Here is a 20,087-nt window from a genome sequence, read left to right on the forward strand (position 1 = left end):
ATCAGAACAGAGCGCTGGCGAGGGCGCGTCGCGCGCTCGCCACCGCGGGGTCCTCCGGACCGGCCACGGTGAACAGTGACAGCAGGTGGCGACGGACCTCGTCGCGCTCGTCGCCGCCGGTGCGGCGGACGAGGGCGACCAGCCGCGCGTACGCCTCGGCGGCCTGCCCGCTGAGCACCTCGACGTCGGCGGCCAGCCGCTGCGCCGCGATGTCGTCGGGGTCGGCGGCGGCTTTGGCGAGCGCGGCGGCGGCGTCCACGCCGGACACCCGGCGGTAGAGCTCGACCTGGGCGAGGCCGGACTCCGCGGCGTGGTCCTGCGGCGATTCGGCGAGGATCTTCTTGTACGCCGCCTCGGCCGTGTCCAGGTCGCCCATCATGAGCGCGTCGTCCGCGGCGTCCAGGCGCGGATCCTCGGGCGGGGTCACGGACACCCCGCCGGCCTTGAGGACAGCGTCCAGGTACTGCCGGATCTGCGCCTCGGGCAGCACGCCGGTGAAGCCCTCGACGAGCTGGCCGCCGACGACCGCGACGACCATCGGGATGCCCTGCACGCGCAGCGCCTGCGCCAGCCGCGGGTTCGCGTCGACGTCGACCCGGCCCAGCACCCAGCTCCCGGCACCCTCCTCGGCGAGCTTTTCCAGTACCGGCGAGAGCTGCTTGCACGGCTCGCACCACTCGGCCCAGAAGTCGAGGACGACCGGGGTCGTCATCGAGCGTTCGAGCACGGTCGACTGGAAATCTGCCTCAGTGACGTCGATGATCGCCTCGGGCCCGCCCAGGGGGGCACCGGTGGGCGCCCCCGAGGCTTGCGGACCGGCCGCAGCGGTGGCTGCGGGACGGGCCGGGGCCTGGCTCGGCCCGCGCAGCGCGCTGAGGTCGACCGCGCCGCGGGTGAAGATCGACGGGGTGGTGCGTGGGTCGCTCATGGTTACCTAGTCTCGCACGCTGCCCAGCGGCCTGACCGTGCCGCCAGGCGGGCGATATCGGACGTCGAGCCAAGTCCGTCGATCCCTTCCGGGAACGGATCAGGGCCCCCGGCCGGATGCGCCGAGGGCCCTGTCGAGTCCGGTTGCGGGCATCAGCCCGGGAGATCGAATTCTCCGTCCTTGGCGCCCGCGAGAAAGGCGCGCCATTCGGCGTCGGTGAAGCGGAGCAGTGGCCCGCCCCGGTCCTTGGAATCGCGTACGACGATGGCGTCGCCGTCGAGGCGTACCTCCACACAGTTGCCCTCGGTCCCGCTGCGGGTCGAGGTCCGCCAGTTCTGGTCAAGGCGCCGCATGGCCACCCTTCCTTTCCCTCGGGTCAACGGAGGTCGTCCAGCGCCGCTTCGAGCATGTCCCGAGAGGCGCCGGGTGAGGCCGCCGCCGCACGTAGCCCGTCGAACGCAAGCGTAAACCGTTGCACATCGGCACCTTCGGCATATACGTCCCCGGCCACGCCCTCGATGTACGCGACGTCCGGGTCCTGCGCGAAGCGCAGCACCACGAAGGACCCGATGACCCCGGGATGCGCCCCGGCCGCGTACGGCAGGACCTGGATGGTGACGTTGGGCCGGCCGGCGATCTCGACCAGATGCTTGAGTTGCTCGCGCATGACGAGGGGGCCGCCGACCCGCCGCCGGATCACCGATTCGTCGATGATGGCCCACAGGTCGACGGGGGTGGGTCCGTCGAGCCGTGCCCGCTGCCGCTGCATCCGGACCCGGACCCGGGCTTCGATCGCGTCGTCGGTCATCGCGGGCAGCGCGGAGGCGAGCAGCGCCCGCGCGTAGCTTTCGGTCTGCAGCAGGCCGGGCACGGTGATGGCCTCGAAGTCGAGCAGCCACGTCGCCTCGGACTCCAGCCCGATGAACGTGGAGTACGCCGAGCGCAGGTCGGCAGCGTGCCGGGTCCACCAGCCCTGCACCTTTCCGGCGCGGGCCAGCGCCTCCAGGTCGGTGCGGGTCGCCTCCTCGGCCACGCCGTACAGGTCGAGGAGCTGACGGAGATCCTTGGGCCGCAGGCCGCCGCGGCCGGTCTCGATCCGGCTGACGGTCGAGACGGACACCTCGAGGTGGCCGGCCACCTCCTCGCGGCTGAGCCGCCGCTCCTCGCGGAGGCGCTTGAGTTCCAGTCCGAGTCGGCGGCGCCGGACGGTCGGGCTCACCTGGGTCGACATAGGCGACAGTCTCCCGTTTACGCCTCCAGGGCGGAATCCGGACACTCGAACCGGTGACGCACATTGCATATGCAATTCGCGCGTGCAAATCTTGCGCTCACCTGCCCATGGAAGGCCACGTGATGTCGCATACGCGCCGCCGCCGGCTCCTCCCGTTCGTTCCGCCGCGATGCACCTGCGGGCTGCGGTGGCCGTGCCCCGACTCGGTCGCCTGGCCGACGGGCACGCCCGTGCCGGACGGGTCGCGACCGCGTCGCTCCCCGCCCGGACGGGCGGTCACGGGCTTCTAGAAGCGGGCCGGCTCCTGGTAGCCGCCCCACTCGGCGCGCAGCGCGTCGCAGATCTCGCCGAGCGAGGCCTCCGCGCGGACCGCGTCGAGCATCGCCGGGATCATGTTCTCGTCGGTCCGGGCCACCGCGACCATCCGGGCCAGGGCCTCCTTGACCCGTACGCCGTCCCGCTCGTCGCGGCGGGCGGCCAGGTCGCGCTTCTGCGCGGCCTCGACCTCGTGCGAGACCCGCAGGATCTCCAGGTCCTTGGCGACCGTTCCGGTGTGGCAGTTGACGCCGACGATCTTCTTGTCGCCCTTCTCCAGGGCCTGCTGGTAGACGAACGCCGCCTCGGCGATGTTCGCGGTGAACCAGCCGTCCTCGATGCCGCGCAGGATGCCCGCGGTCATCGGGCCGATCGGGTGGTCCTCCGGGGCCAGCGCGAGGATCCGGTCGAAGATCTCCTCGGCCTCGGCCTCGATCCGGTCGGTGAGCGCCTCCAGGTACCACGAGCCGCCGAGCGGGTCGGCGACGTTGGTGACCCCGGTTTCCTCCATGAGCACCTGCTGCGTACGCAGCGCGATCTCGGCGGACTCGTCCGTGGGCAGTGCGAGCGTCTCGTCGAGCGCGTTGGTGTGCAGCGAGTTCGTCCCGCCGAGCACCGCGGCCAGTGCCTCCACCGCCGTACGCACGACGTTGTTGACCGGCTGCTGGGCGGTCAGCGACACGCCGGCGGTCTGCGTGTGGAACTTCAGCCACAGGGCCTTCTCGCTGGTGGCGCCGTACACCTCGCGCAGGCGGCGGGCCCAGATCCGGCGGGCCGCCCGGAACTTGGCGATCTCCTCGAAGAAGTCGATGTGCGCGTCGAAGAAGAAGCTCAGGCCCGGCGCGAACGTGTTGACGTCCAGGCCGCGGGAGAGGCCGAGCTCCACGTACGCGAAGCCGTCCGCAAGCGTGTACGCCAGCTCCTGCGCGGCCGTCGAGCCCGCCTCGCGGATGTGGTAACCGGAGACCGACAGCGGCTTGTACTTCGGGATCTCGGCGTGGCAGTACGCCATCAGGTCGCCGATGAGGCGCAGATGTGGCTCGGGGGCGAACAGCCACTCCTTCTGCGCGATGTACTCCTTGAAGATGTCGGTCTGCAGCGTGCCGTCGAGCTTGCCGAGGTCGGCGCCCTGGCGCTCCGCGGCGACCAGGTACATGCAGAAGACCGGCACGGCCGGGCCGGAGATGGTCATGCTGGTCGTGACGTCCTGCAGCTTGATGCCGTCGAACAGCACGTCCATGTCGGCGGCCGTGTCGATCGCGACGCCGCAGTGCCCCACCTCGCCGAGCGACTGCGGGTCGTCGGAGTCGCGGCCCATCAGGGTCGGCATGTCGAACGCCACGGACAGGCCGCCGCCCCCGGCACCCAGGATCATCTTGTACCGCTCGTTGGTCTGCCGGGCGTTGCCGAAGCCGGCGAACTGCCGGATCGTCCACGTCCGGCCGCGGTACCCGGTCGGGTAGAGGCCACGGGTGTACGGGTACTCGCCCGGCCACCCGATCCGCTCGAAGCCGGGGTACGCGGTGTCGCCCGGCGGCCCGTAGACCGGCGCCACCTCCAGCCCGGAGAGAGTCGTGAAGTCGGCGTCCCGGGTGCGGGAGGAGTCGTAGCGCTGCTGCCAGCGCTCACGTCCGGCGGCGATGTCGGCTGCGTCCATGCGGCACATGGTATGCGACTCGACTGAACGATGGCTAAGGTGACGTCCGCCATCAATCCCGTGTCAGCCCCGTTCCGGGGGGTGCGGCGCGGGCACCGGTGCGGCTACCGTCTCGCGGCATGAACCTGCGCGACCCCCGGCTCGTCACCGCCGTTCGCCTGATCACGGCCACCGCCGTGCTCGTCGGCGTGATCCTTGATGCCTCCGGCCACTCGACCGTGCCGTCGCTGCTGCCGTACTTCACCATCCAGAGCAGCATCGCCTACGGCGTGTTCGCGGCCTGGGCGGCGAGCCGGTCGTGGCGCGGTGACCTGAGCACCCCGGCACCGCTCAAGGGCGCGGTCACCCTGTACGTGACGATCACCGGCCTGGTGTTCCACCTCGTGCTGGACAACCCGGCGAGCGGGTTCGCCCAGCTCGGCGTGCACCGCACCCCGCTGGAGGCCGTCGCCAACCAGCTCCTGCACACGGTCGTCCCGCTGCTGGCAGTGCTGGACTGGCTGATCTTCGACGACCGCGGCCGCTTCAAGTGGCGGTACGCGGCGTACTGGCTCGCGTTCCCGCTGTTCTATCTGGCGTTCGCGCTGGTCCGCGGGCTGATCGTGCACAAGTACCCGTACCCGTTCCTGGACGTCAACGACCTGGGATACGGCGGGGTGGCCAAGAGCGCGGTCTTCTTCGCGACCACCTTCTACCTGCTGGCCCTGCTGTTCGTGGTGATCGACCGGGCGCCCGTGGCGCTGCGCCGCCGCCGGGCACCGGAGCAGATCGAGGCGTGAAACGCGGAATGGCCCCCGGATCACCGGGGGCCGTTCGCGTACGCAGCGGATCAGTTGATGCCGTTCTGGGTGCAGAGCTTCTCGAACGCGTCCTTGCAGACTTCCTTGCGCTCGACGAAGCCGTCCTTCACCACGTCCTTGACGTTCTCCGTGAAGATGAGCTGCGGCCTCAGCAGGTACGACGGTACGTAGGCGCCGGACTCGAGGTCCTTCGTCCGGCCGAGCTGAACAGCGATCTTGTTGCCCTTGAACAGGTCGACGGCGAGGCTGGCCGCAGCCTCGGCCTCCTGCTTGATCGGCTTGTACACCGTCATGCACTGGTCGCCGGCGAGGATGTTCTGCAGGCCCTGCACGGTGGCGTCCTGGCCGGTGACCGGGACCTGGCCGTTCAGTTTGTTCTTCTTCAGCACCGTGATGGCCGCGTTCGCCAGGCCGTCGTTGGCCGCCGCCACCCCGCGGATCTGACCCTTGGTCTGGGTCCACATCTGGTCGAAGATGGCCACGGCCTCGTCGTTGCTCCACTCCGGCACGGACTGGTCGGGGCCCTTGATGTAGGCCCCCGAGTCGAACATGGGCTGAAGCACCGCGTCGTAGCCCTGCTTGAACTGGGTGGCGTTGTTGTCCGTCGGCGAGCCGTTGAGGTCGACGACCAGCGGGGACTTGGCTCCCTTGTCCTTGAGGCACTTGACCAGGCCCTGGCCCTGCATCTGGCCGACCGTGTTGTTGTTGAAGCTGACGTAGTAGTCCGCGCCGCCGTTGAGCGTGAGGCGGTCGTAGTCGATCGTCGCGATGCCGGCCTTCTTGGCCTTGTCCAGCACGGTCTTGCCGCTGCCCGAGTCCAGGTTGACGATCATGAGGACCGTGACGCCACCGGCGATCATGCTGTCCGCGATCGAGGCGAACTTCGCCTTGTCGCCCTGCGCGTTCTGGATGATCGCGGTCACCCCGGCCGCCTCGAACGCCTCCTTGAGGAACTTGGGGTCGTCCGTACCCCAGCGCTGCGAGCTGGCGGTGTCGGGCAGGATTACACCGATCTTGCCCTTGCCGTTCCCATAGATTTTGGGCCCGCCACCGGCGTCGCCGCCGCCTGCGGCGTTGTTGCCGCTGTTGTCGTCGCAGCCCGTCACGCCCGCCATGGCCATCAGGCCGACCATGGCAAAAGCGAACATCTTCCTACGCATCCCGCGTTCCTCCCGGCCAGAGGCGGCAAAGGCTACCAGCGCTGGAGCACAGGTAAAGCCCGGGATCCGTACGACCTTTCACCTTCCACAGGCATCCCGGAACGCTTCGTCACGGAGCGGAATGCCATGATCACGAGGAGTTCTCATTTCCGGTCGACGGACGCCCGGATTCGCTCCGCTTGTGACGTAGATCGTCGAATCTGCCCGATCGGGCACCCTGTCGGCATCACCGGATTCCGGCCGTTCGGGTCGGGAAATCAGAGACCTTTGAGTAGTTCGTCCGCGGCCGCGTACGGGTCGAGTTCACCGTCCGCGACGCGACCGGCCAGCGCGCCCAGCGCCGTACCCTCCCGCAGGGAGCCAAGCCGGGCACGCAGCGTGGCCAGCGCGATCGCCTCGACCTCGGCAGCGGCCCGCTCCTGACGGCGGCGGCCGAGCTCGCCTGTGTCGGCCAGCCAGTCCCGGTGCTTACCGATCGCGGCCAGCACGTCGTCGACGCCCTCGCCGCGCACCGCGGTGGCCCGGACGACCTGCGGCCGCCACTCCCCCGGGGCCCGCTCGCCGAGCGCGAGCATGCCCTGAATGTCACGGTACGTAGCGTCTGCGCCGGGCCGGTCCGCCTTGTTCACCACGAAGATGTCCGCGATCTCCAGGATCCCGGCCTTGACTGCCTGGATCGCGTCGCCCATACCGGGCGCGAGCAGCACCAGCGTGGTGTCCGCCAGCGACGCGATCTCCACCTCGGCCTGCCCGACCCCGACCGTCTCGACGAGCACCACGTCGCAGCCCGCGCCCTCCAGCACCCGCACCGCCTGCGGGGTCGTGGCGGCCAGGCCGCCCAGATGCCCGCGGCTCGACATGGACCGGATGTAGACGCCCGGGTCGGTGCTGTGCTCCTGCATCCGCACCCGGTCGCCGAGGATGGCGCCACCGGTGAACGGGCTGGACGGGTCCACCGCGAGCACCCCGACCCGCCGCCCGTCCCGGCGCAGCGCCCGGACCAGCTCGTTCGTCGTGGTCGACTTGCCCACACCGGGCGAGCCGGTCAGCCCGATGATCTGCGCGTGTCCCGCGTACGGCGCGAGGGCGGCGGCCACGGCGGGCAACGCCGGATCGGCGTTCTCGACCAGGCTGATCAGGCGTGCCACCGCGCGGGGGTCGCCCGCGCGGGCGCGGGCGACCAGCTCGGGGACATCTCGGGAGCGGCGCGGGGTGAAGGTCACGCGTGCATCCTGCACCATCGCGCCCAGCCCCGGCTCAGGCAGCGGGGACGCGGATGACCAACGCGTCGCCTTGCCCGCCGCCACCGCACAGGCCGGCCGCGCCGGTGCCGCCGCCGCGGCGGCGCAGCTCCAGAGCGAGCGTCAGCACCAGGCGGGCGCCGGACATGCCGATCGGGTGGCCCAGCGCGATCGCGCCGCCGTTGACGTTGACGATGTCCTCGTTGACCTTCAGCTCGCGCATCGAGTGGATGACGACCTGGGCGAACGCCTCGTTCATCTCGATCAGGTCGAGGTCGTCCACCGTGAGGCCGGCCTTGCCGAGCGCGTGCTTGATCGCGTTGGCGGGCTGAACCTGCAGCGAGTTGTCCGGGCCTGCCACGTTGCCGTGCGCGACGATCTCGGCCAGCCAGGTCAGCCCCAGCTCCTCGGCCTTCGCCTTGCTCATCACCACGACCGCGGCGGCGCCGTCGGAGATCGGCGACGAGCTGCCCGCGGTGATCGTGCCGTCGGGCGCGAACGCCGGCCGCAGCCGGCCCAGCGTCTCGGTGGTGGACTCCGGGCGCACACCTTCGTCCGTGTCGATCATCCGGTCCGCGTCGCGCAGGCCGCCGCGGATCGGCACGATCTCCTCCGCGAAGCGGCCCGCGGTCTGGGCGGCGGCGGCGCGCTGGTGGCTGAGCGCGCTGAACGCGTCCTGCTCGGCGCGGGTGATCCCGAGGTCGGCGCCGCTGCGCTCGGTCGACTCACCCATGGGGATGCCGTCCCACGGATCGGTCAGCCCGTCGTACGCGGTGTGGTCGCGGACCACGATGTCGCCGTACTTCTTACCCTGGCGCTGGCCCATGAGCAGGTGCGGGGCGTTGGTCATCGACTCCATGCCGCCCGCGACCACGATGTCGAACTCGCCCGCGCGAATGAGCTGGTCGGCCAGGGCGATCGCGTCCAGCCCGGAGAGGCAGACCTTGTTGATGGTCACCGCGGGCACGTTCATCGGGATGCCGGCGGCGACCGCGGCCTGCCGGGCGGGGATCTGGCCGGCGCCGGCCTGCAGCACCTGGCCCATGATCACGTACTCGACCTGGTCGGGGCGCACGCCGCCGCGCTCCAGCGCAGCGGCGATGGCGTGGCCACCCAGCGCGGTGGCCGGAAGGTCCTTGAGGTTGCCGAGCAGCCGCCCCATCGGGGTCCGGGCGCCGCTGACGATCACCGAGCTGGTCACGGGTCTTCGCTTTCCGAGTGGTCGCCGGCAAAGCGGTCGGTGTGGGGCACCCGCCTCGCCAACTGAACGATGGTTAGGGTCAGCCTAGCCGGACGCCCGAGGGGACACCCAGACCCTTCGCACCGCGAAGATGTCACACTTCCGTTCATGCCCACTCTGCCCGCCGTCGGACTGCTCCGGATCGATCATGTCGGGATCGCCGTTCCCGACCTGGACGCCGCCCTCGCCTTCTACGCCGAGAACTTCGGCATGCACTGCGTGCACGAGGAGACCAACGAGGAACAGGGGGTCCGGGAGGCGATGCTCGCGGTCGGGCCCGACGGCACCGGGCCGCGGCTGCAGTTGCTGGCCCCGGCCGGACCGCAGTCGACGATCGCGAAGTTCCTCGATCGCAGCGGCCCCGGGCTGCAGCAACTCGCATACACCGTGGCCGATGTCGAGGCGACCAGCGACGCGTTGCGGGCCCGCGGCCTGCGGCTGCTGTACGACACCCCGCGCCGGGGCACGGGCGGGTCGCGGATCAACTTCGTCCACCCCAAGGACGCCGGCGGGGTGCTTGTGGAGCTTGTGGAACCACCCGCCGAAGGCGTCTGATTCGTACGCCTTGCGAGTGAAAGATCCTGGCAACCGCCAGTCCCGCCTGGCAGGATGGTGGGCATCGTCGAGCGCCGACGTGTACCCATCTGCGACGATCACTCGCGCGACCGCAGGACAGCAGGTAGCGACGTCGGCACGGGTCGGAGACACCCCTCGGACGACCCCCTCCGAACGGCTCGACCAGCCCTCCGACGAGCCGCGAACCGGTGATCTCCAGCCGCAGAACCCAGGCCGTACGGTCTTGCGTGGCCCCCTGGGGGGTCTGCCAGTATGTCCCAATGCCCCAGCAGCAGGATGCCAATCTCGCGTTCTTCGAGAGCGCAAACTCCCAGGACTTCACCGTGGTCCTGCGCGGATACGACCGCGGACAGGTGGACGCCCACCTCGGCCGGCTCGTCGCCGCCCTGAACCAGTCGGAGCAGGCGCGCGGCGAGGCCGAGCAGCGCATGAACGATGCGCAACGCCGGCTGCGCCAGGCGGAACAACGCCTGAACACGGTCGAGCAGAAGCTCGCCGACAGCAACAAGCTGCTTGAAGAGAACAATCGGCCGACGCTCTCCGGGCTGGGCACCCGGGTCGAGCAGATCCTGCGGTTGGCCGAGGAGCAGGCGAACGACCACCGCAACGAGGCGAAGCGGGAGTCCGAGGGCATCCTCTCCGCGGCGCGCCTCGAGGCACGCGAGATCACGGACAAGGCCCGCGCCGAGGCCGCCGCCATGAAGGCGACCGCCGAGCGCGAGTCGGGGCAGTTGCGGACGCACGCCGAGCGGGAGGCCGCCGAGACCCGGGTGCAGGCCCGCCGGGAAGCCGACACGCTGCGCAGCGACGCGGACCGCGAGACCAAGCAATTGCGTACGGTCACCGCGCACGAGGTCGCCGAGCTGAAGTCCACCGTGGAGCGTGAGGTGGCGTCGCTGCGCGCCACCGCCGAGCGGGAGATCACCCAGCTGCGCGCCAAGGCGGCCCGCGAGGCCGAGGAGAAGCGCGCCGAGGCCACCAAGATGCTGACCGACGCCCGCGACAAGCGCGACAAGGACCTGCAGGCCCTCGCGCTGGAGGTCGCCGAGCGGCGGGAGAAGTCCGAGCGCGAGGAGGCCGAGCGGCACGCCGCCCAGGTCAGCGCCACGCAGAAGATGGTGGCCGAGGCCGAGGAGCGCGCCCGCGCCGCCGAGGACCGCGCCAAGGAGATCGAGCAGCGCGCCGAGAGCCGCCGCGTCGAGAGCGAGCGCGGTGCGGTCGAGGCGGTCGAGAAGGCCCGCGCCCTCGCGGAGAAGACCGTCACCGAGGCCCGCGCGGAGTCGCAGCGGCTGCTCAGCGAAGCGCGTACCGAGGCGGAGCTGACCACCCAGGCCGCCAAGCGCGAGGTCGAGGACCTCACCCGGCAGAAGAACGCCGTCACCAGCCAGCTCGGCCAGATGCTGTCCGGCCTGTCCGGCCTCGTGCCCACGCCCGCCGGCGCCCCGGCCGCCGAGGCACCGGCCGCCAAGGTGGACACCCCCGCTCAGCGGACGGGCGAGAACGGCACTCCGCCGGCCGACGACAAGGTCACCACGGCGAAGACGAACTCCTGAGTCGTACGCCACCCGGTCGTGAAGTTGCGTGGCCCTTCGAGGCCCGCAACGGTTGATTCGACTGGACGGCACGCCGACGTTGCGGGCCGCATCCGGACCTCCGGTGCGGCCCGCGTGCATTTTCGGGCGCCACCCTGGCCGCACGACGGCCCAAGCAGAGTCAAATTGCTACCAGACGCGTAAGTCCCCCACACGGGTGTGTACCGGCATGTGATGGGACGAGGCGTGTGTGAGGATGGAAAGCATGTCGCACGGCGCGGAAATCTTCGGCCTCGGCGGGGGCGCGGCCGCCGAGCCCAACTTCGAAACGGCCCTGCGCGGCTACGAAAAGAAGCAGGTCGAGCGCTATGTGGCTCGAGCCGAGAACGAGATCGCCGCACTTGCCGCCGAGCGGGAGCAGGCGTACACCCAGATCCAGTCGATGGCCCAGCAGGTCGAACGCCTGCAGCAGGAGCTGACCCAGGCCCGACGGCAGCCCGGCCTGGGCGCGGAGGTCTCGTTCCGTCATCTCGGCCCCCGGGTGGAACAGATCCTCGCGCTCGCCGAGGAGCAGGCTGAGGCGATCAAGTCGTCCGCCACGGACGACATCGCGGGCCGGCTCGCCGAGGCGGAGCGGGTTCGCGCGGAGGCCGAGACCCACGCCCACGACGTGACGCGTGACTTCGAGATCGCGCTCGCCGCCCGGCGCGCCGACGAGGAGAAGGCCGACGTCGCCCGCCGGGAGGCCGCCGAGCAGGCGGCGCTGAGCATCCGGCAGGCCGCCGAGCAGATGCGCACCGAGGCCGACACCGCACTCACCAAGGCCAAGGCCGAGGCGAAGCAGCTCACCGAGACGTCCACCAAGGAGGCCCAGCAGGCCCGCACGGCCGCCGACGGGTACGCGAAAGCCACCAGGTCCAAGGCGGAGCACGAGAGCAAGGCCATGCGGGAGGCGGCCAAGCAGGAGATCGCCGAGCAGCGGGCCCAGGCCGAGCGCCAGCGCAAGGAGCTCGCCACGTCCACCGAGCAGGAGCTGCAGCAGCGCCGCAAGACCGTGACGCAGGAGCTGGAACAGCTGCGGACGAGCGTCGAGAAGCAGTGCGCGGACCTGCGCAGCGAGGCCGACACGTACGCCGAGGAGGTGCTGCGCCGCTCCGACGAGCAGGCGACCGCCACCCGCAAGGAGGTCGAGGCGCAGCAGGAGAAGATCGCGGCGGCGGCCGGGCAGCTCGACACCGCGCAGGCCGAAGTCACCGCGGCCGAGCAGCGGATCACCGAGGCGGCCGAGCGGGCGGCGGCGGCCGAGCGGGAAACCCAGCAGGTGCAGAAGCGCCTGACCGAGACGCAGCGCGAACTGGAGACCGAGCGCACCCGGGTGGCGGAGGCCAAGAAGGCGGGCGAGGCCGCGGAACGGCACGCCGCGGACGTCCGGCGCCAGGTGCAGCGGGAGGCCAAGCGGGTGGCCGAGCTGGCCGCCGCGGCGGTGCTCGCGGCCGCGGCCGCCCCGGGCGACGACGACTTCGACGAGGCCGACGACAGCACACCCGACGGCGAGTCGGCAGCGCAGACGGGTCAGCGGGCGTCCGACAAGCCGAGCCCGCACGCGTCCGCGGGTGGTTCCGGCAAGGTGACCGCGTCCGCGAAGGTGGCCGTCCCGCCGCCGTCCGCCAGCCGCGTCGGCGCCGACGCGGACTGACCGAACGTACGTCCACCCGCCGGGCCGCGAGTTCGGCCCGGCGGGTGGCCTTTGCGCGGTCGTACCCGCTAACGTCCCCGCCGGGACCTCCGGTTTCCGCACCGGCCGCCGACCGCTGCCCGGACGTTCCGTCTCCGATGTGGAGGTTTCGGTGACGGCCGACGACCACCCGAGCCAGGGGGATGAACAGCCCGAGACGGCCCAGCCCCTGCCGTCCGCGGAGGCCGCCGCCGACGCGGTGCCGCCACCGCCCGACACGGCGCCGGCGGCCGAAGTGGAGGCGCCACCCCGCACCCCCCGGTTCGGTGCGCCGGGCAAGTCACTGAACTGGCGCAATCCGTTCCTCACCGGATTCCTCGGCGGCCTCGGGCTGGTTCTCGCGTACGCATGCTTCGTGGGCCTGCGCAACGCCAGCTCGATCCTGGTGCTGATCTTCATCGCACTGTTCCTCGCGATCGGCCTCAACCCCGCCGTCATGCGGCTGCGCAGTTTCGGGCTGCCCCGGGGGCTCGCCGTGGCGGTCGTGGCGCTCACTGTGGTGCTGCTGCTCTGCGGCGGCGTGCTGGCGCTGATCCCGCCGCTGGTGACCCAGACCGGCGCGCTCATCCACAACCTGCCCGACTACATCGAGAGCCTGCAACGCAACCGGACCATCAACGACCTGGTCGAGCGGTACGACCTCGTGGACAAGCTGCGCAACTCCCTGGACGCGGGCACGGTGGGCAACGCGGTCGGCGGTGTGGTCGGGGGCGCCAAGCTGCTGTTCGGCACGATCTTCAGCGGGCTGACCGTACTCGTCCTGACGATCTACTTCATGGCGGCGTTCGACCGGATCAAGGATGCCGGGTACGCGCTGGTCCCCGCGTCGCGCCGGGACCGGGTCCGGCTGCTCACCGACGAGATCCTCACCAAGGTGGGTGCGTACATGGTCGGCGCGCTGGCCATCGCGGTGCTCGCCGGGCTGAGCACGTTCGCGCTCGCCATCACGATCGATCTCAGGTACCCGTTCGCGCTGGCCGTGGCGGTCGCGGTCCTCGACCTGATCCCGCAGATCGGGGCGACCCTGGGCGCCGTCATCGTCAGCCTTGTCGGCCTGGCCGACTCGCTGACCAGCGGGATCGTCTGCATCGTGTTCTTCATCGTCTACCAGCAGGTGGAGAACTACCTGATCTACCCGAACGTGATGCGGCGCTCCGTGGAGGTCAGCGACGTCGCCGCGGTCACCGCGGCCCTGCTCGGGGTGGCGCTGTTCGGGGTCATCGGGGCGCTCATCGCGATCCCGCTGGTCGCGGCAGTCCAGCTGATCGTCCGGGAGGTCGTGAACCCCAGCATGGAGCAGCGCTGAATCTCCAGCGGCGCTGAGTCAGTCCGCCCGGCGCTGCTCCGGGCCCGCGACCGGCACGTCCGCGAACGCGGCCACGGTGCGATCCGCGTACGCGCTCATGTCGCCGTCGGTCATCGGGCCGTCCCAGGTCCGCGGCAGCGGCACGGGCACCGCCGGCGCCACCCGGCGCACGATCTCGTCGAGCACAGTCTCGGCGTCGCCGACCCACAGGTGCTTGGCGCCGGCCACCGGCACCACGTCGGCCTGCGGTACGGCAGCGAAGCGTTCCGCCGCCTCGTCGGGGCGCAGGTAGTCGTCGAACTCGGGGATCAGCGCGGTCAGCGGCTTGCCGGACTCCGCCCAGGCGGCGAGATGCTCGGGACCGGCGAACCGCAGCGGCGGCGAGAGCAGGATCGCCCCCACGACCGCCGGGTCCAGCCCGTGCATCAGCGTCAGGTCGGTGCCGAACGACCAGCCCAGCAGCCAGATGTTCGGCAGGTCGGCGAACTCGGCGTACTCGATCGCGGCGGCCACGTCGAAACGCTCGCCCTCGCCCGCGGAGAACTCGCCCTCGCTGGTGCCGCGCACGCTGCTCGTGCCGCGGCTGTTGTAGCGCAACACCGCGAGACCGGCCAGCGCGGGCAGCCGCCACGCCGCCTTGCGGAAGACGTGGCTGTCCATCATCCCGCCGTGCGTGGGCAGCGGGTGCAGGCAGACCAGCGTCGCCACCGGATCGCCCTGCGGCGGCAGCGCCAGCTCGCCGACCAGCGTCAGGCCGTCGGCGGTGTGCAGCTCGATGTCCGTACGCCGGGCGGGCAGCACGGAATTCGCGCGGATCTGGTTGCTCACGGGTTCTTCCTTACCTGTTCAGCCGTATCGGGGCGCGTTGCGGGAGCGTTCCACTCCCGGCCCGCGCCGGTCGCGGGCCCGCCAGCAGCCGGTGTGCCAGTGCCGCCGGTCGGTCTCGTCGCCGCGGCCGTCGGACGGCCACGCCACCACGTGCGCCACGCCCGGCCGGATCTCCTGCACGCAGCCCGGGCAACGGTACGTCTTGACGGCCGCGCCCCCGAAGACCGACCGCACCACCCACTCGCCGTCCTGCCATTGCTGCACGCCCTCGACCCCGCGCCGGACCCGCTCGTCGGGCAGCTCACCGGGCTGGTCGGCCGCCGGGCGGCGCGGGCGGTTGCGACGGGGGCTCACGACAGTCCAGCGTACGGCGGCTGCGGAGAAGATCCGCCGGGGTGGTCCCCGCCGGGGCGAGGCCCATCGAGTGGAATCCATGGAGTGGACTCCACCGGCAGGCGGAGGCGCGGCCGGGTGAACGCGACCTAAACTCGCGTTCATGACGGCGACCCGTACCCCCGGAATGCCCTTCGTCGAGGACGGCGTCCTCGTGTCGACCAGCCCCGCCACCGGCGCCGAGGCCGGGCGCCTGCCCGTGGCCGACGCCGCCGCGGTGGCCGCCGCGGTGCGGCGCGCCCGTGACGCCGCCGCCTGGTGGCAGTCCCTCGGCTTCGACGGCCGCAAGGCCCGGCTGCTGCGCTGGCGCGCCCTTCTCGTGCAGCGCATCGAGGAGCTGGCCGAACTCACCCACCTGGAGACCGGCAAGCCGGTCGCGGACGCGATCGTGGAGGCCAGCGCCGCGATCGAGCACACCGACTGGGCCGCCCGCAACGCGAAGCGGGTGCTCGGGCACCGCCGTACCCGCACGCGGCTGCTGCTCGCCGAGCATGCGGGCCACGTGGAGTACCTGCCGTACGGGGTGGTCGGGGTGATCGGCCCGTGGAACTATCCGATCCTCACCCCGCTCGGCCCCACCTCGGGGGCGCTCATGGCGGGCAACACGGTGGTGTTCAAGCCCAGCGAGTACACGCCCGCGGTGGGCCAGTGGCTGGTCGACACGTTCGCCGAGGTCGTGCCGGAGCATCCGGTGCTGCAGGCGGTGCACGGTCTCGGCGACGTCGGCGCGGCGCTGTGCCGCTCCGGTGTGGACAAGGTGGCGTTCACCGGCTCGACCGCCACCGCGAAGAAGGTCATGGGTGCCTGCGCCGAGTCGCTGACCCCGGTGGTGCTGGAGGCCGGCGGCAAAGACGCGCTGATCGTGGACGCGGACGCCGACGTGGACGCGGCGGCCGAGGCGGCCGTGTGGGGTTCCATGACGAACTCCGGCCAGACCTGCATCGGCATCGAGCGGGTGTACGCGGTGGAGCCGGTCTACGACCGGTTCGTCGCGGCCGTGGTGGAGAAGGCGAGCAAGCTCAAGCTCGGCGAGGACCTCGGCCCGATCACCATGCCCGGGCAGCTCGACATCATCCGGCGGCACATCGACGACGCGCTGGCCCACGGCGGCAAGGCGCTGGTCGGCGGCGCGGACGCGGTCCAGCCGCCCGGGGTCGCCCCGACCGTGCTGGTCGACGTACCGGAGGACTCCGCGGCGGTGCGCGAGGAGACGTTCGGCCCCACGCTGACCATCACCAAGGTCGCCGACGCGGACGAGGCCGTGGCCAAGGCCAACGCGGTCCCGTACGGGCTGGGCGGGGCGGTCTTCGGCAAGGCCAACGCGCTGCGGATCGCCCGGCGGCTGCACGCCGGCATGGTCGCGGTCAACTCGACACTGTCGTTCGTCGGGATGGGCAGCCTGCCGTTCGGCGGGGTCGGCGACTCCGGGTTCGGCCGTATCCACGGCGACGACGGGCTGCGCGAGTTCGCCCGGGCCAAGGCGATCAGCGTACGGCGGGGCCCGTCGCCGGTGCCGGTGATGACGTTCGAGCGCACGCCCGCGCAGATCTCCCGGCTGGTCAAGGTGCTGCGGCTGCTCTACGGCCGCGGCAACTGAGCCCGGCTGCTACCGTCGCGGGGTGGATCATCCCGCGGTGGAGGTCACCGGCCTGCACGTGAGCTACGGCTCCACCCCCGTCCTCGTCGACGTGGCGCTGACCCTGCCGATCGGCGGCGCAGTCTGTGTCACCGGCGAGAACGGCGTGGGCAAGTCGACGCTGCTGCGCTGCGTGTCCAGCCTGCAGCGCCCCGACGCGGGCACGATCCGGGTGCTGGGCTCGGCGCCCGGGTCCACACCGGAGTTCTGGCGGGCCGTGGTGACCACCGTGGAGCCGCCGACCTGGTATCCGGGGCTCACGGTCCACGAGCACGCCGAGCTGGTCTGCCGCGCCCACGGCCGGGATCCGGAGGACGCCGGTGCGGCCGAGGCGCTGGAGCGCTTCGGGCTGGCCGGGCACGCCGACGCGATCCCGCCGTCCATGTCGTCCGGCCAGCAACAGCGGCTGACGCTGGCCCTGGCCCTGCTGCGGCCCAGCACGCTGATGATCCTGGACGAGCCCGAGCAACGGCTCGACCCGGACGCCCGCCTGATGGTGGCCGGGCTGCTGGCCGACTACCTCGCGGACGGCGGCACCCTGCTGATGGCCAGCCACGATGAGGCGTTCGCCGCGGCGGCGGGCGCACAGCCGACCACGATGGCCGCGCTCGGGGCCTCCACGCCGTGACGCTCTCCGCCCCGGACGTCCAGGTCACCGACGTCGCCGCGCTGCGCCGCTGGGTGCGCCGGCACCAGTCCGCGCACCGCGGGCGCGGCGCCACCGCGGGCAACATCTACTTCGCGGTGCTGTTCGTCGCGGTGGTCGGCGGGATGCTGCACCGCCAGCTGGCGGTCGTGTTCTGGCCGCAGCGGCCGAATCTTTCCCTGCTCGCGGGCGCCGCCCTGGCCGCCGCCGGGGTGGCCGCGCTGTTCCTGGCGATGCGCCGGCTCGGCCCGCTCGGCCTGACCCGCCCCGCCGCGTCGTGGCTGCTGCCCGCGCCGGTCAGCCGCCGCCGGCTGCTCGCGCCCAGCCTGCGGCTGGCGGTCGGCCTGGCCGCCGTCGCCGGCGGCCTGTACGCCGTCGCGGTCCTCGGGCACGTGGGGGCGCGGCCGATGCCCGGCGCGGTGGGTGGCCTGCTGGCGGCCGTGGGCGCCCTGGCCGGCGTGCTGTTGCTGCTGGCCGCGCTGGCCGCGCAGGGCGGCGACTGGGGCGGGTACGCGGACACCGCCGCCGGGCTGCTGCTGGCCGCCGGGCTGGCCGGGCTCGTGGTCGACTCCGTGGTCGACGCACCACAGGCCACCGCGGTGCTGCCCATGGCACCGGTCGTGGCGGTCGTGGCCGGTCTGGCCGTACTCGACGCCGTGCTGCTGGCGGTCGCGGTCGGGCGGCTGGCGGGCACCCCGAACGAGCGGATCCTCACCGCCGCCAAGACCGCCGGCACGCTGCTGGACTCGGCGTTCGGGGTGGAGCCGTCGTTCGTGGCCGACATGGTGGAACGACGGTACTGGGCGCGGCAGCGGCTGCGGTCAATGCGGTTGTGGGCGCGGGTGCCCGTACTTGTGGCTCAGGACCTGCTGCTGGCCCGGCGCCGGCCCGCCCGCCTGGCCTGGCTCGCCGGCGCGGTCGCGCTGCCGGCCCTGCTGGCGGCCGGGCCGCGCTGGCTGCTGGCCGCCGCCGTCCTGGCTGGCGGCATGGCGGCGGGCAGCGTCAGCACCGCCACGGTGCGCACGGACTCGGCCAACCCGACGCTGCTGCGGATGCTCGGACTGGACTCGCGGCAGGCCGTCGGCCAGCGGATGGTCGTGCCCGGCGTGCTCGCCGGGGCGTGGTGCACGGCATCGCTCGCGCTGCTCGACGGCCTGGGCGACCTGCCGTCCGGGCCGTGGTGGGCGCTCGGCCTCACGCTCGCGCCGGTGGGGGCCGTGGCCGCGGTACGCCGCGCCCGGGTGGGCCTGGTCCGCAACGAACTGCTGCCGCTGGACACCCCGATGGGTACGGTCTCCCCCGGCCCACTCGTGAACTCGGTGATCGGCCCGGATGCGCTGCTGCTCGGCCTGCCGGTGCTCGTGCAGATCGTGCAGGGGCATCCGCCGACCTGGTCGACCGTGCTGGTCCAGGCGGCGGTGGGAGCGATCGCGGCCCGCGCCTACCTGTCCGGCACGACCGCCCACGACCGGGTCGAACTCACCGGCCGGTGACCCCGGGCGTCACCGCCCGGCGGTTCGGGAGATCTGCTCCAGGGTCTGGATGCCCGTGGCCATCGTCCGGGTTTCACCGGCGGTCTGGATGACCGTACGGGTCACCTCCGCGACCGCGGCGGTCTGCTCCTCGATCGCGGCGGCGAGCGTGCCGTGGTGCGCCGACAGGGTGGTCATGCTGACGGCGATCTGCGTGACCTGGGTCACCGCGGCGTCGACCTGGGTGCGGACCTCGGTCAAGACCCGGTTGATCGAGTCGGCGTTCTCCCCGGACTGCCGGGCCAGTTCCTTGACCTCGTTCGCCACGACCGCGAATCCCTTGCCGCTCTCACCGGCACGGGCCGACTCGATCGTGGCGTTGAGCGCCAGCAGGTTCGTCTGCTCGGCAATGGACTGAATGATGTCGCTGGCGGCCATGATCTGCTCGCTGGACTCGGCCAACGCCTTGATCACCGTGGCGGCGTCGTCGGCCTGCCGTACCACGCGCACCGTGACCTCCTCGGTGGACTGCGCGGTGCGCGACAGATCCTGCAGCGCTGACGACATCTCCTCGGTCGCCGCGGCCGCCACCGCGGTGTTCTGGCTGACCTCGTCGGCCGACTGGGCCAGCACCGCCGCCTGCTCGGCGACCTGCTGCTGAAGGTGGGCCTGCTCGGCCATCTGCGCGGCGGCCAGCTCGGCCCGGCGCGTCTCGGCCTGCTGCTGCTCGGTCAGCGTACGCACCTGCAGCTCGCTGATCTCCGCCTGCGCCCGGGCGACCTGGGCGGATTTGTCGTCGAGCAGTCCACGCAGCCAGTGCATCGCGATACACATCGTGGTCAGCATCAGCCAGATCGCCACCGACCGCCAGACCGCGACCACCGGCGGGGCCAGCTGCCACTGCGCCGCCACGGTCAGAACGGCCATGATGGCGGACAGCGCCACCAGGTCACGCCGCTCGAGGGCGAATCCGGCCCAGACCAGGCCGACGGCCGAGGACAGCAGGCCCAGGTAGTAGGTGGCGGGAACGGTGACGGCTCCGATACCGATCATCACTACGCCGAGGTAGGCCGCGGCCCGCAGGGCCAGGGGCGGCACGCGGTCCCAGTTCACCCGCCAGAGCGCCGCCGCGACCGCGCAGGACGCCAGCGCGCGGACCAGCAGGAGCCCGCGGTGCCCCTCGACATTGGACAGCGCGATGATCAGTCCGGCCAGACCGGCCGGCAGGAAGAGTCGGGGCAGCAACTTGCCGGAGATGGACCGGTCCTCAAGCGGACTGCGTCGTCCTGGGGCGGTGGCCTGGCCGTGAGTCATGCCCTTCCGTCGGCCGCGCGCCAATCCGGGTTGAGCCCTACGCCACGGCGTCCCAAAGGGTGGGCTGTGGATTTGGC

At 71.9% G+C, this 20,087-nt stretch carries 18 protein-coding genes; 8 read left to right on the forward strand and 10 right to left on the reverse strand.

Annotated elements, in window-relative coordinates; all coding sequences use genetic code 11:
• Position 1 precedes the first annotated feature (1 nt).
• From ACMCNK_RS15690 to ACMCNK_RS15705, 4 genes are all read right to left on the reverse strand, one after another.
• On the reverse strand, positions 2-928 hold the full coding sequence (locus ACMCNK_RS15690) for a tetratricopeptide repeat protein (RefSeq protein ID WP_412737147.1): 927 nt from the start codon (positions 926-928) through the stop codon (positions 2-4).
• A gap of 152 nt (positions 929-1,080) precedes the next feature.
• Positions 1,081-1,281 (reverse strand): DUF397 domain-containing protein, encoded by a 201-nt coding sequence (locus tag ACMCNK_RS15695; RefSeq protein WP_412737148.1) that lies wholly within the window; start codon positions 1,279-1,281, stop codon positions 1,081-1,083.
• 23 nt (positions 1,282-1,304) lie between these two features.
• Positions 1,305-2,159: a helix-turn-helix domain-containing protein gene (locus ACMCNK_RS15700; protein WP_412737149.1), complete on the reverse strand. Its 855-nt coding sequence runs from the start codon at positions 2,157-2,159 to the stop codon at positions 1,305-1,307.
• A 286-nt stretch (positions 2,160-2,445) separates the two neighbouring features.
• The gene (locus tag ACMCNK_RS15705; protein WP_412737150.1) at positions 2,446-4,131 is read right to left on the reverse strand and encodes a methylmalonyl-CoA mutase; all 1,686 of its coding nucleotides are present in this window, start codon (positions 4,129-4,131) and stop codon (positions 2,446-2,448) included.
• A gap of 119 nt (positions 4,132-4,250) precedes the next feature.
• Between ACMCNK_RS15705 and ACMCNK_RS15710 the strand changes: the two genes are divergently transcribed.
• Entirely contained in the window at positions 4,251-4,910 is a 660-nt protein-coding gene (locus ACMCNK_RS15710) for a Pr6Pr family membrane protein (protein ID WP_412737151.1), read from the forward strand.
• A 50-nt stretch (positions 4,911-4,960) separates the two neighbouring features.
• Here ACMCNK_RS15710 and ACMCNK_RS15715 read toward each other — a convergent pair whose 3' ends face one another.
• The 3 genes from ACMCNK_RS15715 to ACMCNK_RS15725 all read right to left on the reverse strand — a co-directional run bounded on the left by ACMCNK_RS15715 (position 4,961) and on the right by ACMCNK_RS15725 (position 8,533).
• The gene (locus ACMCNK_RS15715) at positions 4,961-6,091 is read right to left on the reverse strand and encodes a sugar ABC transporter substrate-binding protein (RefSeq protein WP_412737152.1); all 1,131 of its coding nucleotides are present in this window, start codon (positions 6,089-6,091) and stop codon (positions 4,961-4,963) included.
• 257 nt (positions 6,092-6,348) lie between these two features.
• Positions 6,349-7,314, reverse strand: coding sequence for a methylmalonyl Co-A mutase-associated GTPase MeaB (meaB, locus tag ACMCNK_RS15720; RefSeq protein WP_412737153.1), 966 nt, complete (start codon positions 7,312-7,314; stop codon positions 6,349-6,351).
• A 34-nt stretch (positions 7,315-7,348) separates the two neighbouring features.
• Positions 7,349-8,533 carry an acetyl-CoA C-acetyltransferase gene (locus ACMCNK_RS15725; protein ID WP_412737154.1) on the reverse strand — a complete coding sequence of 395 codons (1,185 nt, stop codon included), beginning with the start codon at positions 8,531-8,533 and terminating at the stop codon, positions 7,349-7,351.
• A 147-nt stretch (positions 8,534-8,680) separates the two neighbouring features.
• On the opposite strand from ACMCNK_RS15725, the gene mce reads away from it, so the two are divergent.
• The 4 genes from mce to ACMCNK_RS15745 all read left to right on the forward strand — a co-directional run bounded on the left by mce (position 8,681) and on the right by ACMCNK_RS15745 (position 13,721).
• Complete coding sequence (gene mce / locus ACMCNK_RS15730; RefSeq protein ID WP_412737155.1) at positions 8,681-9,127, forward strand: methylmalonyl-CoA epimerase; 447 nt, start codon at positions 8,681-8,683, stop codon at positions 9,125-9,127.
• Between the two features lie 281 nt (positions 9,128-9,408).
• A complete protein-coding gene (locus ACMCNK_RS15735; RefSeq protein WP_412737156.1) occupies positions 9,409-10,701 on the forward strand; it encodes a DivIVA domain-containing protein in 1,293 nt (430 codons plus the stop codon).
• A 244-nt stretch (positions 10,702-10,945) separates the two neighbouring features.
• Positions 10,946-12,376, forward strand: coding sequence for a Laminin subunit beta-1 (locus ACMCNK_RS15740; protein WP_412737157.1), 1,431 nt, complete (start codon positions 10,946-10,948; stop codon positions 12,374-12,376).
• Between the two features lie 151 nt (positions 12,377-12,527).
• On the forward strand, positions 12,528-13,721 hold the full coding sequence (locus ACMCNK_RS15745) for an AI-2E family transporter (RefSeq protein WP_412737158.1): 1,194 nt from the start codon (positions 12,528-12,530) through the stop codon (positions 13,719-13,721).
• An 18-nt stretch (positions 13,722-13,739) separates the two neighbouring features.
• On the opposite strand, the gene ACMCNK_RS15750 is transcribed toward ACMCNK_RS15745, so the two are convergent.
• Together ACMCNK_RS15750 and ACMCNK_RS15755 are read right to left on the reverse strand one after the other, a co-directional pair.
• The gene (locus ACMCNK_RS15750; protein WP_412737159.1) at positions 13,740-14,549 is read right to left on the reverse strand and encodes an alpha/beta hydrolase; all 810 of its coding nucleotides are present in this window, start codon (positions 14,547-14,549) and stop codon (positions 13,740-13,742) included.
• Positions 14,550-14,567: 18 nt separating this feature from the next.
• Complete coding sequence (locus tag ACMCNK_RS15755) at positions 14,568-14,849, reverse strand: hypothetical protein (protein WP_412740871.1); 282 nt, start codon at positions 14,847-14,849, stop codon at positions 14,568-14,570.
• Between the two features lie 196 nt (positions 14,850-15,045).
• On the opposite strand from ACMCNK_RS15755, the gene ACMCNK_RS15760 reads away from it, so the two are divergent.
• From ACMCNK_RS15760 to ACMCNK_RS15770, 3 genes are read left to right on the forward strand one after another with little or no spacing between them, the layout of a single operon-like run.
• Positions 15,046-16,539: an aldehyde dehydrogenase family protein gene (locus tag ACMCNK_RS15760; RefSeq protein WP_412737160.1), complete on the forward strand. Its 1,494-nt coding sequence runs from the start codon at positions 15,046-15,048 to the stop codon at positions 16,537-16,539.
• A 22-nt stretch (positions 16,540-16,561) separates the two neighbouring features.
• Positions 16,562-17,206: an ATP-binding cassette domain-containing protein gene (locus tag ACMCNK_RS15765; RefSeq protein ID WP_412737161.1), complete on the forward strand. Its 645-nt coding sequence runs from the start codon at positions 16,562-16,564 to the stop codon at positions 17,204-17,206.
• A complete protein-coding gene (locus ACMCNK_RS15770) occupies positions 17,203-18,717 on the forward strand; it encodes a DUF6297 family protein (RefSeq protein ID WP_412737162.1) in 1,515 nt (504 codons plus the stop codon). Before ACMCNK_RS15765 ends, ACMCNK_RS15770 begins: the two co-directional genes overlap by 4 nt.
• Positions 18,718-18,726: 9 nt before the next feature.
• Here ACMCNK_RS15770 and ACMCNK_RS15775 read toward each other — a convergent pair whose 3' ends face one another.
• Positions 18,727-20,010: a methyl-accepting chemotaxis protein gene (locus ACMCNK_RS15775; protein WP_412737163.1), complete on the reverse strand. Its 1,284-nt coding sequence runs from the start codon at positions 20,008-20,010 to the stop codon at positions 18,727-18,729.
• Positions 20,011-20,087: the final 77 nt, after the last annotated feature.

This window comes from Krasilnikovia sp. MM14-A1259, assembly GCF_047159535.1.
Taxonomy (GTDB): Bacteria; Actinomycetota; Actinomycetes; order Mycobacteriales; family Micromonosporaceae; genus Actinoplanes.

Bases quoted from the DNA above. Each gene is read 5' to 3' on its own strand.
- ACMCNK_RS15715 (WP_412737152.1), bottom strand. From the start codon at position 6,091: ATGCGTAGGAAGATGTTCGCTTTTGCCATGGTCGGCCTGATGGCCATG.
- ACMCNK_RS15700 (WP_412737149.1), bottom strand. From the start codon at position 2,159: ATGTCGACCCAGGTGAGCCCGACCGTCCGGCGCCGCCGACTCGGACTG.
- ACMCNK_RS15775 (WP_412737163.1), bottom strand. From the start codon at position 20,010: ATGACTCACGGCCAGGCCACCGCCCCAGGACGACGCAGTCCGCTTGAG.
- ACMCNK_RS15735 (WP_412737156.1), top strand. From the start codon at position 9,409: ATGCCCCAGCAGCAGGATGCCAATCTCGCGTTCTTCGAGAGCGCAAAC.
- ACMCNK_RS15695 (WP_412737148.1), bottom strand. From the start codon at position 1,281: ATGCGGCGCCTTGACCAGAACTGGCGGACCTCGACCCGCAGCGGGACC.
- ACMCNK_RS15740 (WP_412737157.1), top strand. From the start codon at position 10,946: ATGTCGCACGGCGCGGAAATCTTCGGCCTCGGCGGGGGCGCGGCCGCC.
- ACMCNK_RS15705 (WP_412737150.1), bottom strand. From the start codon at position 4,131: ATGGACGCAGCCGACATCGCCGCCGGACGTGAGCGCTGGCAGCAGCGC.
- ACMCNK_RS15760 (WP_412737160.1), top strand. From the start codon at position 15,046: ATGACGGCGACCCGTACCCCCGGAATGCCCTTCGTCGAGGACGGCGTC.
- ACMCNK_RS15710 (WP_412737151.1), top strand. From the start codon at position 4,251: ATGAACCTGCGCGACCCCCGGCTCGTCACCGCCGTTCGCCTGATCACG.
- ACMCNK_RS15690 (WP_412737147.1), bottom strand. From the start codon at position 928: ATGAGCGACCCACGCACCACCCCGTCGATCTTCACCCGCGGCGCGGTC.
- mce (WP_412737155.1), top strand. From the start codon at position 8,681: ATGCCCACTCTGCCCGCCGTCGGACTGCTCCGGATCGATCATGTCGGG.